Origin of the sequence: Amycolatopsis orientalis (assembly GCF_000943515.2) — a bacterium.
Taxonomy (GTDB): Bacteria; Actinomycetota; Actinomycetes; order Mycobacteriales; family Pseudonocardiaceae; genus Amycolatopsis; species Amycolatopsis orientalis.
Window position 1 is genome coordinate 6,285,017 of record NZ_CP016174.1, and the last position, 17,668, is coordinate 6,302,684.

Annotated in this window: 18 protein-coding genes and 1 pseudogene; 11 read left to right on the top strand and 8 right to left on the bottom strand. The window is 68.3% G+C overall.

Annotated elements, in window-relative coordinates; translation table 11 throughout:
• Nucleotides 1-68 precede the first annotated feature (68 nt).
• Nucleotides 69-395 (top strand): annotated as a pseudogene (locus SD37_RS27080) (NUDIX hydrolase); the annotation flags it as partial.
• Here the strand turns inward: SD37_RS27080 and SD37_RS27085 are convergent.
• Nucleotides 326-1,639: an MFS transporter gene (locus tag SD37_RS27085; protein ID WP_472239323.1), complete on the bottom strand. Its 1,314-nt coding sequence runs from the start codon at nucleotides 1,637-1,639 to the stop codon at nucleotides 326-328. The pseudogene SD37_RS27080 and the gene SD37_RS27085 sit on opposite strands and share 70 nt — an antisense overlap.
• A gap of 80 nt (nucleotides 1,640-1,719) precedes the next feature.
• Between SD37_RS27085 and pdxR the strand changes: the two genes are divergently transcribed.
• From pdxR to SD37_RS27105, 4 genes are all read left to right on the top strand, one after another.
• Nucleotides 1,720-3,147: a MocR-like pyridoxine biosynthesis transcription factor PdxR gene (pdxR, locus tag SD37_RS27090; RefSeq protein ID WP_044849946.1), complete on the top strand. Its 1,428-nt coding sequence runs from the start codon at nucleotides 1,720-1,722 to the stop codon at nucleotides 3,145-3,147.
• A 154-nt stretch (nucleotides 3,148-3,301) separates the two neighbouring features.
• Nucleotides 3,302-3,745, top strand: coding sequence for a single-stranded DNA-binding protein (locus SD37_RS27095; protein WP_044849947.1), 444 nt, complete (start codon nucleotides 3,302-3,304; stop codon nucleotides 3,743-3,745).
• 27 nt (nucleotides 3,746-3,772) lie between these two features.
• On the top strand, nucleotides 3,773-4,081 hold the full coding sequence (locus tag SD37_RS27100) for a cupin domain-containing protein (RefSeq protein ID WP_044849948.1): 309 nt from the start codon (nucleotides 3,773-3,775) through the stop codon (nucleotides 4,079-4,081).
• A 93-nt stretch (nucleotides 4,082-4,174) separates the two neighbouring features.
• Nucleotides 4,175-4,801, top strand: coding sequence for a TetR/AcrR family transcriptional regulator (locus SD37_RS27105; RefSeq protein WP_044849949.1), 627 nt, complete (start codon nucleotides 4,175-4,177; stop codon nucleotides 4,799-4,801).
• On the opposite strand, the gene SD37_RS27110 is transcribed toward SD37_RS27105, so the two are convergent.
• The 3 genes from SD37_RS27110 to SD37_RS27120 all read right to left on the bottom strand — a co-directional run bounded on the left by SD37_RS27110 (nucleotide 4,791) and on the right by SD37_RS27120 (nucleotide 8,012).
• Nucleotides 4,791-5,741 (bottom strand): hypothetical protein, encoded by a 951-nt coding sequence (locus tag SD37_RS27110; protein ID WP_044849950.1) that lies wholly within the window; start codon nucleotides 5,739-5,741, stop codon nucleotides 4,791-4,793. The two genes, SD37_RS27105 and SD37_RS27110, sit on opposite strands and share 11 nt — an antisense overlap.
• A gap of 193 nt (nucleotides 5,742-5,934) precedes the next feature.
• Nucleotides 5,935-6,804 (bottom strand): hypothetical protein, encoded by an 870-nt coding sequence (locus SD37_RS27115; RefSeq protein ID WP_044849951.1) that lies wholly within the window; start codon nucleotides 6,802-6,804, stop codon nucleotides 5,935-5,937.
• A 20-nt stretch (nucleotides 6,805-6,824) separates the two neighbouring features.
• Nucleotides 6,825-8,012, bottom strand: a complete 1,188-nt coding sequence (locus SD37_RS27120) for an OmpA family protein (RefSeq protein WP_083255096.1) — start codon at nucleotides 8,010-8,012, stop codon at nucleotides 6,825-6,827.
• A gap of 293 nt (nucleotides 8,013-8,305) precedes the next feature.
• Between SD37_RS27120 and SD37_RS27125 the strand changes: the two genes are divergently transcribed.
• The 3 genes from SD37_RS27125 to SD37_RS27135 are packed head-to-tail and all read left to right on the top strand — an operon-like array spanning nucleotide 8,306 to nucleotide 11,285.
• Nucleotides 8,306-9,793, top strand: coding sequence for a PfkB family carbohydrate kinase (locus tag SD37_RS27125; RefSeq protein WP_044849952.1), 1,488 nt, complete (start codon nucleotides 8,306-8,308; stop codon nucleotides 9,791-9,793).
• Nucleotides 9,786-10,382 carry a GTP cyclohydrolase II gene (locus SD37_RS27130; RefSeq protein WP_044849953.1) on the top strand — a complete coding sequence of 199 codons (597 nt, stop codon included), beginning with the start codon at nucleotides 9,786-9,788 and terminating at the stop codon, nucleotides 10,380-10,382. The genes SD37_RS27125 and SD37_RS27130 overlap by 8 nt, the downstream gene beginning before the upstream one ends.
• A gap of 21 nt (nucleotides 10,383-10,403) precedes the next feature.
• On the top strand, nucleotides 10,404-11,285 hold the full coding sequence (locus tag SD37_RS27135) for a hypothetical protein (RefSeq protein WP_044849954.1): 882 nt from the start codon (nucleotides 10,404-10,406) through the stop codon (nucleotides 11,283-11,285).
• On the opposite strand, the gene SD37_RS27140 is transcribed toward SD37_RS27135, so the two are convergent.
• Nucleotides 11,282-11,845 (bottom strand): hypothetical protein, encoded by a 564-nt coding sequence (locus SD37_RS27140; RefSeq protein WP_044849955.1) that lies wholly within the window; start codon nucleotides 11,843-11,845, stop codon nucleotides 11,282-11,284. The two genes, SD37_RS27135 and SD37_RS27140, sit on opposite strands and share 4 nt — an antisense overlap.
• Nucleotides 11,846-11,902: 57 nt before the next feature.
• The gene (locus tag SD37_RS27145) at nucleotides 11,903-12,415 is read right to left on the bottom strand and encodes a mycothiol transferase (RefSeq protein WP_044849956.1); all 513 of its coding nucleotides are present in this window, start codon (nucleotides 12,413-12,415) and stop codon (nucleotides 11,903-11,905) included.
• 127 nt (nucleotides 12,416-12,542) lie between these two features.
• Between SD37_RS27145 and SD37_RS27150 the strand changes: the two genes are divergently transcribed.
• Together SD37_RS27150 and recQ are read left to right on the top strand one after the other, a co-directional pair.
• Nucleotides 12,543-12,893, top strand: a complete 351-nt coding sequence (locus SD37_RS27150) for an ArsR/SmtB family transcription factor (protein ID WP_044849957.1) — start codon at nucleotides 12,543-12,545, stop codon at nucleotides 12,891-12,893.
• Nucleotides 12,894-12,903: 10 nt separating this feature from the next.
• Nucleotides 12,904-14,739: a DNA helicase RecQ gene (gene recQ, locus SD37_RS27155; protein ID WP_044849958.1), complete on the top strand. Its 1,836-nt coding sequence runs from the start codon at nucleotides 12,904-12,906 to the stop codon at nucleotides 14,737-14,739.
• A gap of 23 nt (nucleotides 14,740-14,762) precedes the next feature.
• Here the strand turns inward: recQ and SD37_RS27160 are convergent, their stop codons facing one another.
• Entirely contained in the window at nucleotides 14,763-14,981 is a 219-nt protein-coding gene (locus tag SD37_RS27160) for an antitoxin (protein ID WP_016335889.1), read from the bottom strand.
• Between the two features lie 161 nt (nucleotides 14,982-15,142).
• Here SD37_RS27160 and add point away from each other — a divergent pair, with 161 nt between their 5' ends.
• The gene (add, locus tag SD37_RS27165) at nucleotides 15,143-16,117 is read left to right on the top strand and encodes an adenosine deaminase (RefSeq protein ID WP_044849959.1); all 975 of its coding nucleotides are present in this window, start codon (nucleotides 15,143-15,145) and stop codon (nucleotides 16,115-16,117) included.
• 71 nt (nucleotides 16,118-16,188) lie between these two features.
• On the opposite strand, the gene SD37_RS27170 is transcribed toward add, so the two are convergent.
• A complete protein-coding gene (locus SD37_RS27170) occupies nucleotides 16,189-17,616 on the bottom strand; it encodes a cellulase family glycosylhydrolase (protein ID WP_044849960.1) in 1,428 nt (475 codons plus the stop codon).
• Nucleotides 17,617-17,668: the final 52 nt, after the last annotated feature.

A 17,668-nucleotide genomic window follows, 5' to 3' on the forward strand; every position in this document is an offset into this window, starting at 1 on the left:
CTACGAGCCATTGCGGACAGGTTCGGTCCTCGATCGGAAAAGTCCTCCGGATACGGGAAGATGCGCTGGTGACGGACAAGTACTTGGCCTACGGCAGGCTCATCCGCGGCGGGAAGATCCTGTTCCTCCGGCGACGGCCGGGCTCCTTCCTCGGGGGCCACTGGGAACTGCCGGGAGGGACCGTCGAGCCGGGCGAGCCGCCACCGGCCACCGCGGTCCGCGAGTTCGCTGAGGAGACCGGACTGACCGTGCGGATCACCGGCGAACGCGGTGCCCACAGCTGGGACGACGTCGAAGGCAGGCCGATGCGGATCCACGCCACGGTCTACGCGCTCGCCGAGGACGAACCGGGCGACGTCGTGCTCAATCCCGACGAACACGACGCCTTCGCCTGGTACACCCCGGAAGAGGCCGCGGTACTCGACCTCGCCTCCCATTTCCGGCAGTCACTGGAGGACTGACCGGGCCTGGTCCGTTCGGCCCAGCGGACGACGGGGCCGATGAGCGCGCCTGCCAGCAGGAACAGCCCGCCCAGCACGACCCAGCCCAGTGCCCCGCCGACCAGGATCAGGCTGGTCAGCAGCACCGGGCCGAGCATCCGGGCGATGGCCGTCCCGGCCCCGAAAAGTCCTTGGTACTGGCCCTGCCTGCCCTCGGGGGCGAGACCGAAGCCGATCTCCCATGAGCCCGCCGCCTGGGCCATCTCCCCCACCACCTGCAACGCGGCCCCCGCGAGCAGGACCAGCGCCGCCGTCCATGCCGAACTGCTCATGGCGGAGAGCGAGAAGACGAGACAGGAGACGAAAAGCAGCGCTCCGGCGTACCGGGCGTAGCGGGAGGCGCTGCGCAGACCGGTCACCCCCCGTGCCACCCGGACCTGGAACACCACGACGCTGGCGGTGTTCAGCACCAGCATCGCCGAGACCAGCCAGCTCGGGGCCGCCGTGCGGGTCGAGATCCACAGCGGCAGGACGAGACTGAACAGCGGCATGTACAGCAACATGATCATGTTGAGCAGGGCCAGTAGCGCGTACGGACGATCGCGGAGCACCGCCACGGACGGCTCGCCGGTCCGCACGGGCGCCGGCGCTACCGAAGGCACCCCGCGGAGGATGAGTGCCGCCGCGACGAAACTGAGCGCGTCGATGACGAAGACGGTCAGGAAGGCCTCGCGCGTACCGATGGCCAGCGCGATCCCGCCGAGGGCCGCGCCGGTCGCGATCCCCGCGTTGGACATCGCCTGCAGCCGGGCGCGGAACGTCGTGCGCCCGGCCGGGTCGACCAGCCCGGCGAGCAGCGCCTGCCGCGCCGCGCCGAGTCCGCTCTGGAAACAGGCGTAGACACAGGCCGCGATCACGAAGGCGACGGCCGAACCGACGAAGAGGAACGCGGTGACCGACGCCGCCGTCCCCAGTCCCAGCAGTACGGCGGTCCCCCTCGGCCCGCGCCGGTCGGCCAAATGCCCCAGCGCCACCCCGGCCACCGAGCCGATCGCCCAGCCCACGGTGAGCCCGAGGCCGACCTGCGCGGGCGACAACCCGACGATCAGCGTGAAGTACAGGGCTGAGCTGACGTAGTAGGCGCCGTCGCCGACGGAGCTGATCAGCTGGGCCAGTGCCAGTCGTTTCGTGGACTCCATGGTCTCAAGTTAGGCAGCGCATTGGCCACATCCCAGCTCCATTCCGCGACAGTTCGATTGGGCCAATGTAGGCTCGCGGCGTGCCGTTCCACATCAGCCTCGACGGGCACACCGACCTGGCGGCGCGGATCTACCGGCAGCTCCGTGACGGCATCCTCGACGGGCGCCTGCGCGCCGGGGAACGCCTGCCGCCGACCAGGGAACTGGCCCGCGAACTCGACGTCTCGCGCAACACCGTCGCGGTCGCGTACGAGCGACTCACCGCGGAGGGCTTCCTCAACGGGCACGTCGGGCGGGGGACGTTCGTCAGCGCCGATCCCGTGGCGAGGGCGGATCGTGCCGCCCCCGCGGGTGCCGGGGTCCGGCCCGCCGCGCGCTGGCGTTCGCTCCCGCCCCCACTCGGCGCCGACCGGTCCGTGCCCGCCTTCGACTTCCGCGTCGGCGTCCCGGATCCGGCCCTGTTCCCGCTGCGGACCTGGCGACGGCTGGTGAGCCAGGCGCTGCGGCCCTCGCTGCCGCCGCGGTCGGGCTACGCCGATCCGGCCGGGCTCGAAACGCTGCGGGTGGCGATCGCCCGGCACATCGGCGCCGCGCGGTCGGTGCGGGCGAGCGGCGAGGACGTCCTGGTCACGCAAGGGGCGCAGCAGGCCCTCGACCTGATCGGCCGGGTCCTGATCGAACCCGGTACATCTGTCGCCGTCGAAGACCCCGGCTATCCGCCCGCCGCGCGACTGTTCGCCTCGCTCGGCGCCCGGGTCGTGAAGGTGCCCGTGGATGCCGAGGGACTCGACGTCACCGCGCTCCCCAGGGGTATCCGTCTGATCTATACGACACCGTCGCACCAGTTCCCGCTCGGCACGGCGATGTCCCTCGCCAGGAGGACGGCGTTGCTGGCGTGGGCTGAGCGGAACGACGCGGTGATCGTCGAGGACGATTACGACAGCGAGTACCGGTTCTCGGATCGCCCGCTCGAGCCACTCCAAAGCCTGGACCACCACGGCCGGGTGCTCTACGTCGGCTCGTTCTCGAAGACTCTGCTCCCCTTGCTGCGTCTCGGTTTCCTGGTCGCTCCCGCTTCGCTGCGACCGGCCTTGCGGCAGGCGAAACAACTGATGGACTGGCACGGTGACCTCGTGACCCAGTCGGCGATGGCGAGTTTCATCGACGAAGGCCTGTTGGCCCGCCACGTGCGCAAGGCCACCCGGGAGTACGCGGTGCGGCGCGACCGGATCCTGGCCTTCGTCCGCGACGAGCTGCGTGATGTGCTGGAAATCGTTCCTTCCAGTGCCGGACTTCATCTGTGCGCGCCGGTCGCTCCACACGCGACGGTCACTGTGGACGGTGCGATCGCGGCGGCGGCTCGTGCCGGGGTGGCCGTCGAAAGCCTGGCCACGTATGGAGGAACGCGAGGCGGGCTGGTGATCGGTTACGGGCTGGTCGGCCCCGATCGGCTGGACGAAGGGCTCTCCCGGCTCGGCGAGAGCGTCTCGGGCGCACAGGAGTCGTGAGAGGGAACTTCACGGCACTTTGCGGCTTGAACCTCCCTTTCATGACCTCCGAGCGCCGCGGGGTGTCCGAAACTGTCGTACCCCGGTGGTCTCCTCTTCCCAGGCGACAGCGGGCCCGTCCGGGGCCCGCGCGCGGAAGCGAGGAGGAAGTCCCATGGCCGGAGAAACGGTGCTCACGGTGATCGGCAACCTGACGACCGACCCTGAGTTGAGGTTCACCCCGTCCGGTGCGGCGGTCGCGAACTTCACCGTCGCGTCGACACCGCGCGTGCTGGATCGCGAGAGCGGGGAATGGCGTGACGGCGATCCGCTGTTCCTGCGCTGCACGCTGTGGAAACAGGCCGCGGAGAACCTGACCGAATCACTCACCCGGGGCACCAGGGTGATCGTGCAGGGCAGGCTGAAGCAGCGCTCGTTCGAAACGAAGGAAGGCGAGAAACGGACGGTGGTGGAACTCGACGTCGACGAGATCGGCCCGTCACTGCGCTATGCCACGGCGAAGGTGAACAAGGCGGGCCGGAGCTCGGGCGGCACCCCGTCGGACGGCGCGTGGGAGCGAACACCGGTGGCGGCCGGGAGCCCGGAACCGCCCTTCTGACCCCGGCGCCGGGGTTAAGGTGGCCGGATGAGTACCGAAACCCTGGAAAACGTCGAAGGCCGCGACATCGGCTCCGGGATCTCGATCATCCGCGAGCGGACCGACGTCGACGGTTCCGGACCGAGGCTGCACAAGCATCCGTACGGCGAAACGTTCGTCATCATCCACGGCAGGGCCAGGTTCACCATCGGAGCCGCCGAACGCGAAGGTTCGGCGGGCGACGTCCTGGTCGTGCCCGCGGACACCCCGCACAAGTTCGCCGTGATCGGACCGGAAGTCTACGAAGCCGTCCACATCCACGAAAGCGACCATTTCATCACCGAGTGGCTCGAATAAATTCTGTCGTACGCAAGAAAAACCTTTCCGGGGCTAGAATCCCACGACGTGCCGGCGGCGGGCGGGCACTCGAGGCGACGGGACCCGGGAACTGTGACCGACGTGGCGGACCGCAGCGGTGACCAAACCCGACAGGTGGACAGGTTCGACCAACGACGGGCCCAGCTGGCGAGGTCCGCGCTGGTCACGTTGTCGGAACTGGGCTATGCCAGGACGAGTCTGCGGGAGATCGCGCAGAACTCCGAGTTCTCCCATGGGGTACTGCACTATTACTTCCGTGACAAGGTCGAGCTGATCACCTATTGCGTCAAGCAGTACAAGACCGAATGCGTCACCCGGTACGACCGGATAGCCGAAACCGCGAAAACGGCGGACGAACTGAAGCTGGCCTTCGGTGCCGCGATGGCCGCCACGTTGTGCGAAGACGCCCCGCTGCACCGGCTCTGGTATGACCTCCGTAACCAGAGCCTGTTCGAAAAGGTGTTCCGAGCCGACGTGCTCGCCATCGACGAGACACTCGAACGGATGATCTGGCGGATCGTCTCCCGGTACGCGGAACTGCGGGGCCGTCCGCTGGATCTCGCTCCGTCGACGGTGTACGCGCTCTTCGACGGCCTGTTCCAGCAAGGCCTGCTGAAACACCTCGCCGGCCGGGAAGACGCGGCGAGGTGTCTACGGCATTCGGTCGAGCAGGTACTGGAGCGGATCTTCACCACTTGATGGTCGGATACCAGATGACGCCGGTGCGGCCCAGCACCCGGAGATCCCAGTACAGCAACGTGAAGGTGCCGGCGACGAGCAGCGCGGCGCCGGTCACCACGGCGATCCTGGCCGGCTTCGCGAGCATCCACCGCTGCAGCCGCCCGCCCGTGCCATGCGTGAGCAAGAGGAACAACAGCGCCATCACCAGGATGTTGCCGACCGACTGCAGGGCGAACGCGGCGGCGCCGTAGAAGACATTGTGGCTTTCGGCCGCACTGCGGAACATGATCCGGAACAGGGGGAACGGACGGCCGATGAGGAACCCGCCGATGAGCGCGCCCATCAGGACGAGCGGGGCGGGCGGGAAACGGCGCGCGAGACCGGCGATCGGATTGCGCACGATGCCGACGGAAGCGAGGCCCAGCACGATGAACACGATCCCGATCACGCCGTAGACGATCATCGACTGGATGTTGCGCGGGGTGAGCCCGCCCGGTGAGGACGCGGTCGAGAACTGGGGCATCCGCGTGCCGACGAGCGCGACGATGACGCCGTACACCACGGAAACGGTCAGCATGCCCGCCGCGATCCAGCCGAGCGGCTTCAGCGTGTTGACGAACTTCGGCCGTCCGGCGGTTTCGCCTCCGACGAGCGGGGCGACGGCGCCGAAGGCGGCGATGTTGCACGCGGTGAAGGTTCCGGCGAGTCCCGAAACGAACGCGAAGAACGTCCCGGCGAGCACACCGCCGATGGGAGTCTCCTTGGCGTTGTGCCCCAGGAGGGTGTTGGCCACGCTGTCGCCGATCACACTGTCCACAAAGGGCGCGGACCAGATCACCGTCAGCGCGAAACCGGCGAGGACGGACCAGAGGACCACCCGCCACCGATGCTCCGGATAGGGCCCGGAACCGAGGAAATTCTCTTGCGGGGTAACGGGAACGCGTTCGGTGACGGACATTCGGACCTCCAGCGGCAGATGACTTCCCCCGGGATCCGGGATCCCTCGTGCTCATCGTCGTTCCGCGGCCGGGGGCGCGCCACCTCCAAAGTGCCGATCTTCGTTTGGTCCGACCGGCTCCGGGTAATCCGAATTCACCGGTCCGGCGGGTGCCACCGCGCGGCCCGATCCGCTACGGCGGCCCCGCGTGGCGCTAGGTCGTGTCGACCGTGGCGCGGAACGGATACTCGCCTTCGAGCCGCTGCAGCTGCGCCGTCAGTTCGCCGATGCGGACCTCGTACTCGCGGCGCAACGATTCGCAGCGCATGATCATCGCGCTGTAGCACCGGAGATCATCCTGTTCGAGTGAACCGTCGCGGAACGCCGTCCAGAACACCAGCGCGGCCGAAATGAGCATCACGAAGGCGACGAGGACCGCCAGCAGGAAGGCGAGACTGTCGAGCCCGCTCAGCTCGCCTTCGGTGTAGACCCGGACGAACATCACCGCCGCGATCAGCCCCACGAGCGTCACCGCGGCCAGCATGCTCAGCTTCGAGCCGCGGGACAGCGTGCGCCAGGTGAGCCGTCGCCGGTCGTCCTTGTTCTCCCGCTGGTTGTGGCCGAGGTGATACAGCGCCGTCGCCGCGCCGCCGGTGGCCAGCACCGAGATCACGAAGCTGATCACCAGCTGCAGGCCGAGCGGATTCGTCCAGTCGACGTTGAACACCGAACTCGCCAGCCAGAGCATCACCGGGAAGTCGACGACCACCAGGCCGAAGAGGGTGAGCACCTTCGCCGACCGCGACACCCGGTAGTGCCGCAGGCTGCCGCGCAGCTCGTCGGTGTCGATCTGCTCGGTCAGCATCTCCGCGCGGTGCTTGGCCTCGTGCACGGTCATGAACTGTCCGCGGGGCCCGATCACCGGGGTGCGCAGGACACGGTCGGCGGCGAGCTTCAGCTCCGTGATCCGCGCGCCCAGCCTTCCCCGGGTCCCGGCGGCCGCCCGCTGGTAGTCGTCGTGGTACTCCTCCGCCGCCGCCCGTGGCAGGGGCAGATGGGGCGTGATCCGGTCCAAGCCGTCCATGACGGTGCCTCCCTCTTTTCTCAGTACGTGATGTCGACCCGGCGCATCTTCACGGCGGCACCCTCGTCGAAGACGCCACCGGACATCGCCGTCATCCCTGGCGCGGTCCCCCCTCCACTCGCTTCGATCGGACCGTCCACCCCGGCCGCCCGCAGCGCGCCGGCCACCGCGTTCGCCCGCGCGGCGGACAGTTCGGCCCTGCCCTGTTCGGTCGAGCCCGGCGGATCCGCCGTGAACCCGCGGACGACCACCTTCGCCGCGGTCCGGCCGTCCCGTTTCGCACCGATCCGCGACGCCAACTCCGTCAGAACCCCTTGTGCCGCAGGGGAAAGAGCGGCCGAGTCCCCGGCGAAACCGAGGACGTCGTTGGACAACGTCGTCTTCGTCGTCCCGTCCGGCCCGCTGACCGAGACGATCCCGGGTACCGGGACCTCCGGAGTGGGCACGTTCCCGTTCGGCGGCCGGTGGTCGGGCCTCGCGTCGTCGATGACACATTCGGCGGCGCCCGCCGCACGGCAGATCTCGCGCCAATACGCGACAAGCCGTTCCCTGGTCGGCAAGGAGAGCGGCGCCTGAAGGCCCGCGGTGGCACCGATCCCGGTCATCACGAACCGGCGGCCGTCGAGTCGCGGCAGGAGACCGCGTGACTTCAGTTCGGCGGCCAGCGCGCCCGGTTCGAGCTGCCATCCGGTGCGCCGCAGGTCGAAACCGCCCGCGGTCGACAACCCGCTGCTGAGCACGACCAGCGTGCCGGGGCCGGTACCGCGGACGGCGTTGTCGATACCCGCCAGGAGATCGAGGCCGGGCTCGGTGGCGGCCAGCCCGGCGACGGCCTCGGTGACCCGCCGGACGTTGCCCTCGATCAGGTTTTCGCGCTGCAACCCGTGCTCGACGGCGCCGTTGGCCCGGCGCGGGGTCAGCGGCCACGTCCGCGCGGTGTCGCCGTCGGCCGTGGTCACGATGGCGAGGGCGCCCTTGCCGTTCTTCCCGTCCGTGGCGTCCCGGCTGTTCGCGGCCTCCGCGAGCAGGCGTTCGATCGCCGAGGGCAGCGACGGGCGAGGTTCGTTCGAGGTCGCCGAGGCGAGGATGACGATCCGATCGCCGTCGCCCCCGGCCGCTCCCGCCCGGTGTCCGCAAGCGCTGACCAGCGACGTCACCAGCGCGGCGAGGATCAACAAGATCGGTGGTGCGGCTTGCGAACGCTTCATGACGACCTCCCCGACTTTGAAGGCAAGCCCAGTGTGGCAGTTGCCGGTAACAAGCGTCAATTGCCAATCGATATAGGCAGTTGGCAGATACGAACTTGAGAGATACCCAGCCCATCCCCAGGTCACACTGGTTCGAATGAGTGAATGACCCGCGCAGGGAGTCGCGACCGGTCCACCAGGGCGCGGCGGTATGCTCCCCGCGCAGTAGCTACAAGGAGTAACGTGGCGGCAATAGCCACGGAACAGGCCCAGCGCGATGGCAACTGCCGATGCGAACGGAGTAATCTATTCCGATGAGTGGTCCGGTGCCCGGCGTGGACGGTGTCCGCAGTGCTCTGGTGAGGCTGCGCACGCGCACCGGATTGAGCGCCGAAAGGTTGCGCTCCACCGAGGTCGGGGTCCGGCCGATCCTGGATCTCCCGGTGGTCCGGCAGATCGTGAACACCACGGACAAGACCGCCCCCGAGGCCGCACTGGAAGCGGTGCGGCGGATCGCCGGTCAGCTCCCGACCGAAGACCTCGTGATCGTCGACATGGCACTTTCCCTCGGTCTGCTCGCGCAACGGTTCCCCGACGAGCCCGAGATCGAGACCCTGTACGCGGCCGATGTCGGCGAGCGCCGTGAACGTCTCGTGGAGCTGTGGGAACCGATTCACCGGCTACTCGGCGTGAGTCTTCCGGAGCGGCATTTGACCGTGCGCGCGCTCCGATCCACTTTGGAAAGCTCCGCCATCGCCAAGCTGGCCGAACTCTGTGTCAGCAGTTCCGTTCTCGACGTCGCCCTCCCCGAACCCAGCACCACGACGGACCCGGCGACCCGCGCCGCGACCGTGAGCGTGATCGGCTCGGCCGTGGTCGACCACATCTACGTCGTCGACCACATCCCCTCCCCCGGATCGTCGACCCCGCTGATCTCCTACGAGACCCATCCCGGCGGGAAGGGCCTCAACCACGCGGTGGCGAACGCGCGTCTCGGCATGGACGTGCACATGGTCACCGCGGTCGGCGACGACCAGCCCGGGCAGATGTTGCTGGACTACATGGCTTCCGAGGGGCTCCGGCTGAACCTGGTCAAGGTGGTGCCGAACGCCAAGACCCCGGTGGTCGGGGTGTTCATGACCCGCAACGGCGGCGCGGTCCTGCTGCCGTGGATGAACGAAGGCGAGATCCGGCTCGACCCGGCCGACTTCCACACCCATTCCCTGCGCGGCGTGCTCGAATCGTCGGACGCCGTCGTGATCACCTTCGAGCAGCCCATGGCGGCCACCCGCGAGGTGCTGCGCGTGGTGGGCACGCTGGAGAAGAAACCGCTGATCGTGGTCCGGCCCTCGCCGCCGATCGCCAGCCCTCAGTTCCTGTACGAGCACTTCGCCGACATCGACTACCTGGTCGGTACCCAGTGGGAGCTCCGTGAGCTGCTGTCGGGGGCGACCGACGAGATCACCATGGAATCACTGGCGTCGAGCCTGCTCATGCTCGGCGTGCACGGGGTCTGCATCACCGAGGAGTTCGGCTGCATGGTGCGGTCCGAGCACACGCGGGCGGACATCGCCCGCTTCCCGACGGCCTTGCGGGACACCCCGGGCGCGCGCGAAGCGTTCAGTGCCGCCCTGATCCACCGTCTTCTGATGAAGGACAGGAAGATCGACCGGTCCGACCTCGAATGGGCGACCGCCGCGATGACCGCAGCGCAATCCTTCGGCGGCGTCGCCGACTCCATGCCGGTCGCCCAGCAGGTCGACCGCGTTCTCAAGGTCGCCCCGGAGCAAGACCATGACTGAACAGCTTTTCGTCGAACATTCGCTTCGCCGGAACGAGGGCGCCTTCCGTGTCCGCGTCCTCGACGACGCGCTGGCCACCGGCAATCCCCCGGTGGCCGCGATCTACGGCGAACCGGTGGACGACTGTCTGGTGCGGATCCATTCGCGCTGCGTCTACTCCGAGATCCTCGGCTCGGTCGACTGCGACTGCCACGACCAGGTACAGCAGGCGAAGGAACTGATCACCGCCGAAGGCTCCGGCGTGATCATCTATCTCGACCAGGAGGGTCGCGGCTCCGGACTGCTCGCCAAGGCACGCGGGTATGTGTACAGCCAGCTGAACCAGGCGGACACCTTCACCAGTTACCGTGCGCTGCACCTCCCCGACGACTCCCGCGACTACGCCGCCGCCGCCGATCTGCTGGAAAGCCTGGGCCTGAGCAGGGTCAAGCTGCTGACCAACAATCCCGAAAAGGTGAAGGCACTGGAATCCCGTGGGATCATCGTCAAACGCGAGCCGTCGATCGTACCGGTCAGTGACGCGGCTCGCGCGTACCTGGAGGCCAAACGCGAGCACGGCCACCTGATCCCGAGCCTGACCGACAGCTGAGCACCGGATCCGCGGAGGACGATGGACTTCGACGAGGTCGCGGACGAGCTCTACGCCGGTGATCCGGCGGAGTTCGTCGCGGTGCGCAACCAGCGGGCGAAAGAGGCCAAGGCTGCGGGTAACGCCGCCTTGGCCGAACGTATCCGCGCGCTCCGGAAACCCACGCTCGCGGCCACGATCCTCAACCGCCGGGCCGGTTCCCCCGAGCTGGCGGAGCTGGCCCGGCTGGGCGAAGACCTGCGGAAGGCGCATTCGGCGCTGGCCGGTGCGGACCTGCGCAAGCTCACCCGGCGACGTCAGGAGCTGGTGAACCAGGTCCTGCAGGCCGAACGCTCCCTGAGCGAACCGGTGGCCCGCGAGGTCGAGGCTACCCTCGAAGCCATCGTGGCCGATCCCGAGGTGGCGGCGCTGGCACTGGCCGGACGCCTGAGCACCAGCGCTGACAGTGCGGGCGACCAGTGGCTGACGAGCGGATTCCTCCCGCGACCGAAGCGGGAATCCGCACCGGAGCGAGAAAAACCCGCCACCGTGTCGCATTTGGACGATCGCCGGAAGGCGAAACGGGAAGCCGCCGACGCCGCCGCGTCGAAGGCCGAGCAGGAGCGGATCGCGAAGGCCCGCGAGGAAGCCGAGCGCGAACACAAGCGAGTGGCTGAGTTCAACCGGCTCCGGCGCGAGGCGGCCGACCTCGCGAAAGCCTGCAAGCAGGCCGAAATGGACCTCGCTCGTGCCGAACGCCGCGCCGAGAAGAGCACGGAGAAGGCGAACGAACTCCGGCGGCGGCTCGCCGACGCCGAACTCGAAGAAGAGGCGGCGAATGGCGAGACCACCGCCGCCCAAGCCACCCTGGACGATCTGCGCTCCGAAGCGAAGCGGATCGACGAGGCCCTCGAAGAGTTCTAGGACGCGACCTGGTCACGGACCCGCGCGGCGGTCACCCGCCGGCCGTACGGGGTCTTCCCGCCCGGCTTGTACACCGACAGCACGGTCATGGTCAGGTACATCGTCGTGGACACGATGATCGGGTAGAACCCGTCCGGCCGCCGTCCGGCCTCGACGAATACTCCGTCCACAGTGGACACGGTGAGCGCGGCAAGCTCCCGCAGACCCGGCAGCAGCGAGAACAGGGTCAGCCCCGTCGCGATCAGGGTCAGCACCAGTTTGATCGCGACCCAGTGGTACCGGATCAGCCCCCATTTCGTGCCGACGCTGAGCACGATCCCGCTGACCAGGGCGACCAGGCTCACCGGCAGCAGCAGGGAACCGCCGATCTGATCCATCATCAGGATGGCCGCGTGCTGGCGCCGGGGATCGTCGGTGAACACGGAGGTGAAGGTCAGGACCGCGTTCACCAGCGTGATCCCGAGCCAGCCGAGGGACGAGACGACGTGCACGACGAGGGCGAGTTTCCGCCACCGCGGGGTAAGCGTCTTCGGCCGTCGCCGCACTGTGGGAGTACTCATGCGACCAGTGTTTCCGCGCGCCGGGCCCCCGTCGTCCGTCGTGGAGCGGCACCTGCCCTACGTAGCGCGGAGTACGAGTCCCCGGGCGAACGCGGCCTGCCCGGCGTGCTGGAGATCGTCGGAAAGCACGCTGACCAGCCGTACCCCGAGGGTGACGGGCGGATCCCACGCGTCGTCGACGATACGGTCGAGAGCGGCTTCGTCCAGACCCGCGACCCAAGCCGTCGTCGCCTCGTGCACCGCGTCGTAGTAGCCGGTCAGCAGATCGGCGGAGTCGACTCGCACCGCGTCGACGTCCTCGGGCCGGTGCCCGTACCCGGTGTCGGCCGCCGGGAACGGCAGTTCGAACCGGTCCAGCCAGCCCGCCGAGGTCCAGATCTGCTCAGTGTCCATGAGGTCGGCGACGTGATCGTCCTGGACCCGGGTCAGATGCCAGACCAGCCAGGCGATCGTGTTCGCACCCGGCCCCGGGCTCTCGGCCAGCTGCTCAGCGCTCAAACCCTCGACGGCTTCGTGCACGACCTCCTGGACCCGGCCGAACCCGTCGGCCAGCACCTCGGCGAGTTTCATCGCTTCCCCTTCCGACGTTTCCCGGTGCGGACTACCCGCACGCCGTCCACCGGAAACGATGCCACCACGAGGTGAGGACAGCCTGACAACCTTGACTTATATAAGTCCGGACCGTGATAGTTGCCGGATGCACGCGTTCGACGTCCTGGGGGATCCGGTGCGCCGCCGGATCCTGGAACTGCTGGTGGACGGGGAACAGAGTTCCGGCGACGTGACCGCGGTGGTCCGCGCCGAGTTCGGGATCTCGCAGCCCGCGGTCTCGCAGCATCTGCGTGTCCTGCGCGAGAACGGTTTCACCACCGTCCGGGCCGAAGGCGCGCGCCGGCTGTACTCGGTGGATCCCGCCCCGCTCAAGGAGATCGACGGCTGGCTCGACCAGTACCGCCGGTTCTGGACGGGGCCGCTCGAGGCGCTCGCCACCGAGATCGCGCGCGGCCGCCGCGATGTCGCCGGAAAACGTGTCGGACCCCGCCCCTAGAATCCCCCGGGTGGCAGCCCCCGACATCGGTACCTCGGAAGCCGTCGAAACGCTGAACCGCGTCTTCGGCTACGACAGCTTCCGCGGTGACCAGCAGGCCATCGTCGAACACGTCATCGCAGGCGGTGACGCGCTCGTCCTCATGCCCACCGGCGGCGGGAAATCGCTGTGCTACCAGATCCCGGCGCTGGTCCGGCCGGGTGTCGGGGTGGTGATCTCGCCGCTGATCGCGTTGATGCAGGACCAGGTCGACGCGCTGCGCAACCTCGGCGTGCGCGCGGGTTTCCTCAACTCGACGCAGGACTACACCGAGCGCAACCGGGTCGAAGCCGCGTTCCTCTCCGGTGATCTCGATCTGCTGTACCTGGCGCCGGAACGGCTGTCGGTCGAATCGACGGTGCGGCTGCTCGACCGCGGCAAGATCTCGCTGTTCGCGATCGACGAGGCGCACTGCGTCTCCCAGTGGGGCCACGACTTCCGGCCCGACTACCTGATGCTGTCCGCGGTGCACGAACGCTGGCCGGACGTGCCGAGGATCGCGCTCACCGCCACCGCCACGAAGACGACGCACGCCGAGATCGCGTCCCGGCTCAACCTCGAGGACGCGCGGCACTTCGTCGCGAGCTTCGACCGGCCGAACATCCAGTACCGGATCGTCGGCAAGAACTCGCCGCAGCGCCAGCTGCTGGAACTGCTGCGCACCGAGCACAAGGGGGACGCGGGGATCGTCTACTGCCTGTCGCGGAACTCGGTGGAGAAGACCGCGGACTTCCTGGTGGAGAACGGGATCCCGGCGGTGCCCTATCACGCGGGCCTGGACGCGCGGACGAGGGCGAAGCATCAGTCGCGGTTCCTGCGCGAGGACGGGTTGATCGTCGTCGCGACGATCGCCTTCGGTATGGGCATCGACAAGCCGGACGTGCGTTTCGTCGCGCATCTGGACCTGCCGAAGTCAGTCGAGGGCTACTACCAGGAGACAGGCCGCGCGGGCCGGGACGGGCTGCCGTCGACGGCGTGGCTGGCGTACGGCCTCCAGGACGTCGTGCAGCAGCGCAAGATGATCGACATGTCGGAGGGCTCCGAGGCGCACAAGCGGCAGCAGAGTGCCCACCTCAACGCGATGCTCGCGCTGTGCGAGACGGTCGAATGCCGCCGGGTGCAGGTGCTGAGCTACTTCGGGCAGCGAAGCGAGCCGTGCGGGAACTGCGACACCTGCCTGGCACCGCCGGAGACCTGGGACGGCACGATCCCGGCGCAGAAGCTGCTCTCCACCATCGTCCGGCTGCAGAACGAGCGGCGGCAGAAGTTCGGCGCGGGGCAGATCATCGACATCCTGCTCGGCAAGTCGACGCCGAAGGTGACCCAGCACCGCCACGATTCCCTGAAGGTCTTCGGGATCGGCACGGAACTGAAGGAGCAGGAGTGGCGGGCCGTGGTCCGGCAGCTGCTCGCGCAGGGCCTCGCCGCCGTCGAGGGCGATTACGGCTCGCTCGTGCTCACGGAGGGCAGCGCCGAGGTCCTGAACGGACAGCGGAAGGTCCAGCTGCGGCGTGAGCCGGAGCGGGCGGCCAAGGCGGCGGCACGCTCCAGCGCGAAGAAGGCCGCGGCCGCCGACATGCCGGCCGAAGCGGCGCCGGTGTTCGAACTGCTGCGTTCGTGGCGGGCCGCGGCGGCGAAGGAGCAGGGAGTGCCCGCGTACGTGATCTTCCACGACGCGACCCTGCGCCAGATCGCCACCAAACGGCCCGCCACGCTGCAGGAGCTGGGTACGGTCAGCGGCGTCGGTGAGAACAAGCTCGCCAAGTACGGCGAGCAGATCCTCGAGACGCTTTCAGCTCAGAGCTAGTTCAGAAGCTGGTTCAGAGCGGCTCAGTGCTCGTAGGGGCGACGGGGCGGCCGTCCGGTCATCCCGTCGACCTTGCGCACCGCGCCGTCGATCTGGCTGTGGTACTTGCCCTTCGTCTTGTGGTCGACGAAGGTCGCGGCCTTGTTCACGACCTTGGAAACCTTCTCAGGGTTCTTCCGCACGTAGGCGCGCACGGCCCCGGCGGTGCCGGCCAGGGCGGTCAACTTCCGCAGTAGAGGCACTGTGGTCCCTTTCCTCGGGGTCGTCTGGTGTCCTGCTCAACGACCGGTGGTGGTCATCGGGTTCCCCGTAGCGCGCCAAATCACTCATTTCGGGTGGCGACGCCGGTCAGGCCCCGGAAAACGGGGCGCGCCAGGGGGCCGGTGGCGCTAGGTTCGGGCTCATGCGGGATCTTTCGCTGCTGCCCAAGGCCCATCTGCACGTCCATCTCGAAAGCACCATCCGGCCGGACACGCTCCGTGACCTCGGCGAGGCCAACGGCGTCGCCGTCCCGGCCGAACAACCCGTTTTCGACGGGTTCCGCGCGTTCGGTGACTACAACGGACTGCTCCGCTCCTGTCTGCGGCGTCCGGAGGACTTCGAACGGGTGGCGCGCGAGTTCTGCGAGGACCAGGTCGCGGACGGCGTCCGCTACGCCGAGGTCACCTTCACGGCGGCGGCACACGGCGAACGGCTCGGCGAGCCGGACATGCCGCTCGCGTCCGTCCTCAAAGGACTTTCGGCGGGCGCCGCCGAGTACGGGCTCGTCACCCGGGTGATCCTGGACCACTCGCGCCGCCGCTCGGTCGACCGCGCCCGGCTCACCCTCGACCTCGCGCGCCGGTACGCCCCGGACGGGGTGATCGCCATCGGCCTGGCGGGCGAGGAGAAATACCCGCTCGCGCCTTTCGCACAGATCTGCGACGAGGCCGACGAGGCCGGGCTGCACCTGATCCATCACGCCGGGGAGGACGCGGGCCCGGACAGCATCCGCGAGGCTCTCGACCTCGGGCACAGCGAACGGATCGGCCACGGCATCCGGATCCTGGAGGACGTCGCCCTGGTCGCCGAAGTGCGGGAACGCGGTATCGCGCTGGAGGTCTGCCCGTCGTCGAACGTGACGCTCGGGCTCGTGCCGTCGTTCGAGGAGCACCCGCTCCCCCGGCTGGTCGACGCCGGACTCGTGGTCACCCTCAGCACCGACGTCCCGTCGGTCACCGGGACCACGCTGACCGACGAGTTCCTGCGCACCCGGGAGGCGTTCGCCTACGACGATCTCGCGCTCGCCGGCCTCGCCAGGGCGTCCGTCGACGCGTCCTTCGCGCCCCCGGACCTCAAGCGTTCGATCCACGCCGGCATCGACGCCTGGCTCGCCTGACGCGTTTCGTCCTCTGCTTGCGGTAGTTGCACGCGCAAGGATCGCAAGCAGAGGACGAAACGCAAGGGGGATCAGCCGGTCGGGAAGTCGTCCGGCGTGCGGATGCGGTCCCGCACCCAGACGCCGGCGGGCTTCAGCATCGACGTGCCGGTGAAGGAACTCCCGGCACAGGTCCCGGTCTTGAACACCGCGCCGGAACGGAAGTCGTCGGAGAAGTTCCAGTTGGTCCAGCCGATCTTCTTGGCGGCCAGCAGGTCGAGGTACTTCTGCGAGTAGGTGAAGTCGTTCCCGCCGTCACCCGTGTAGGTCTGGGTGCCGAATTCCGTGATGAACACCGGGATCCGGTCGGCGGTCCGCGCCAGCGCGTCGTAGTGCTCGTCCTGATGCGACGCCGCGTAGAAGTGGAACGTGTACATGATGTTGGTGGCGTTGACCGGGTTGTTCAGGATATCGGTCTCGTCGCGCCCGTCGGAGATGCCGAACGTCGACCAGCCGTGGGTGCCGAGGAAGACGACGCTGTCCGGGTCCTGCGCGCGGATCACCGGGATGATCTGCTCGGCGTAGCTCTTCACCCGTGCCCACGTGACGTTGTTCGGCTCGTTGGCGACGTCGTAGATGATGTTGACCTTGTCCTTGTGCCGCTGGGCGATCTCGGTGAAGAACGTCTTGGCGAGACTCAGGTTCGCGTTGGGGTCGCCCGGATCGAGCTGATGCCAGTCGACGAGGACGTACATCCCGCGTTTCGTGGCTTCCTCGATGTAGTTGTGCATCATGTCGGTGTACTTGCGCGGATTGCTCTCGTAGCCGCCTTCCTGGATGTACATGGCGACCCGCAGGATGTCGGCCTTCCAGTCGGTGGCCAGCGCGTCCAGCGAAGCGGTCTTGACGCATTGGCTGTACCACTGGATCCCGTGCGTGCTCATCCCGCGCAGCTGGATGGGCCTGCCGTACTGATTGCACAGTTTGACGCCGCAGACGTGGAGCTTTCCGTTGATCTCCACCGGGGTCCCGGCGATCGGGCCGCCACCGCCGCCGTCGACGGACAGCGAGTCGGCGTTGGGCCCGCCGTTCGCCGTGACGGCGGTGGTACGGATCTTGTTCGCGCCCGCGGCGAGATTCACCGTCGCGGTGACGGTGCGCCAGGTCGTCCACGCGCCGGTGCCCGCGAACGCGAGGTCGTCGACGGCCAGTGTGCCGTTGACGGTGACGTCGAGCGGACGGTTGGCCGTGGTCCCGTTCGCGTAGCGGAAGGTCAGCGTGTGCTGGCCCGCCTGCGCGGCGGTGACGGTGTATTCGACGTAGCTGCCGGTGACGTTGTCGTAGTTGACGAAACCGCTGCCGGTGAATCCCGCGTGGTTCGCTTCGACCACGCCTTGCGAGATCAGCGCGTTCTCGGCTTCGTACTGGACGGGAGCCGCGGGAGCGGACTGGGCGGAGAGCGGGAGCGAGGCGGCCGCGAGGACCGTGACCAGGGCCGCGCGCCATCTTGGGCGTACCACTTTGTGCCTCCTTCAGATGCTGCGATGCATTCCGTGGAGCCGGGCGCGGCGA

What these genes read in the sequence shown, in the direction of transcription:
- SD37_RS27100 (WP_044849948.1), top strand. Translation starts at nt 3,773, where the DNA reads ATGAGTACCGAAACCCTGGAAAACGTCGAAGGCCGCGACATCGGCTCC.
- add (WP_044849959.1), top strand. Translation starts at nt 15,143, where the DNA reads ATGCGGGATCTTTCGCTGCTGCCCAAGGCCCATCTGCACGTCCATCTC.
- SD37_RS27145 (WP_044849956.1), bottom strand. Translation starts at nt 12,415, where the DNA reads ATGAAACTCGCCGAGGTGCTGGCCGACGGGTTCGGCCGGGTCCAGGAG.
- SD37_RS27130 (WP_044849953.1), top strand. Translation starts at nt 9,786, where the DNA reads ATGACTGAACAGCTTTTCGTCGAACATTCGCTTCGCCGGAACGAGGGC.
- SD37_RS27110 (WP_044849950.1), bottom strand. Translation starts at nt 5,741, where the DNA reads ATGTCCGTCACCGAACGCGTTCCCGTTACCCCGCAAGAGAATTTCCTC.
- SD37_RS27120 (WP_083255096.1), bottom strand. Translation starts at nt 8,012, where the DNA reads ATGAAGCGTTCGCAAGCCGCACCACCGATCTTGTTGATCCTCGCCGCG.
- SD37_RS27085 (WP_472239323.1), bottom strand. Translation starts at nt 1,639, where the DNA reads ATGGAGTCCACGAAACGACTGGCACTGGCCCAGCTGATCAGCTCCGTC.
- SD37_RS27115 (WP_044849951.1), bottom strand. Translation starts at nt 6,804, where the DNA reads ATGGACGGCTTGGACCGGATCACGCCCCATCTGCCCCTGCCACGGGCG.
- SD37_RS27150 (WP_044849957.1), top strand. Translation starts at nt 12,543, where the DNA reads ATGCACGCGTTCGACGTCCTGGGGGATCCGGTGCGCCGCCGGATCCTG.
- SD37_RS27140 (WP_044849955.1), bottom strand. Translation starts at nt 11,845, where the DNA reads ATGAGTACTCCCACAGTGCGGCGACGGCCGAAGACGCTTACCCCGCGG.
- SD37_RS27125 (WP_044849952.1), top strand. Translation starts at nt 8,306, where the DNA reads ATGAGTGGTCCGGTGCCCGGCGTGGACGGTGTCCGCAGTGCTCTGGTG.
- SD37_RS27095 (WP_044849947.1), top strand. Translation starts at nt 3,302, where the DNA reads ATGGCCGGAGAAACGGTGCTCACGGTGATCGGCAACCTGACGACCGAC.
- SD37_RS27135 (WP_044849954.1), top strand. Translation starts at nt 10,404, where the DNA reads ATGGACTTCGACGAGGTCGCGGACGAGCTCTACGCCGGTGATCCGGCG.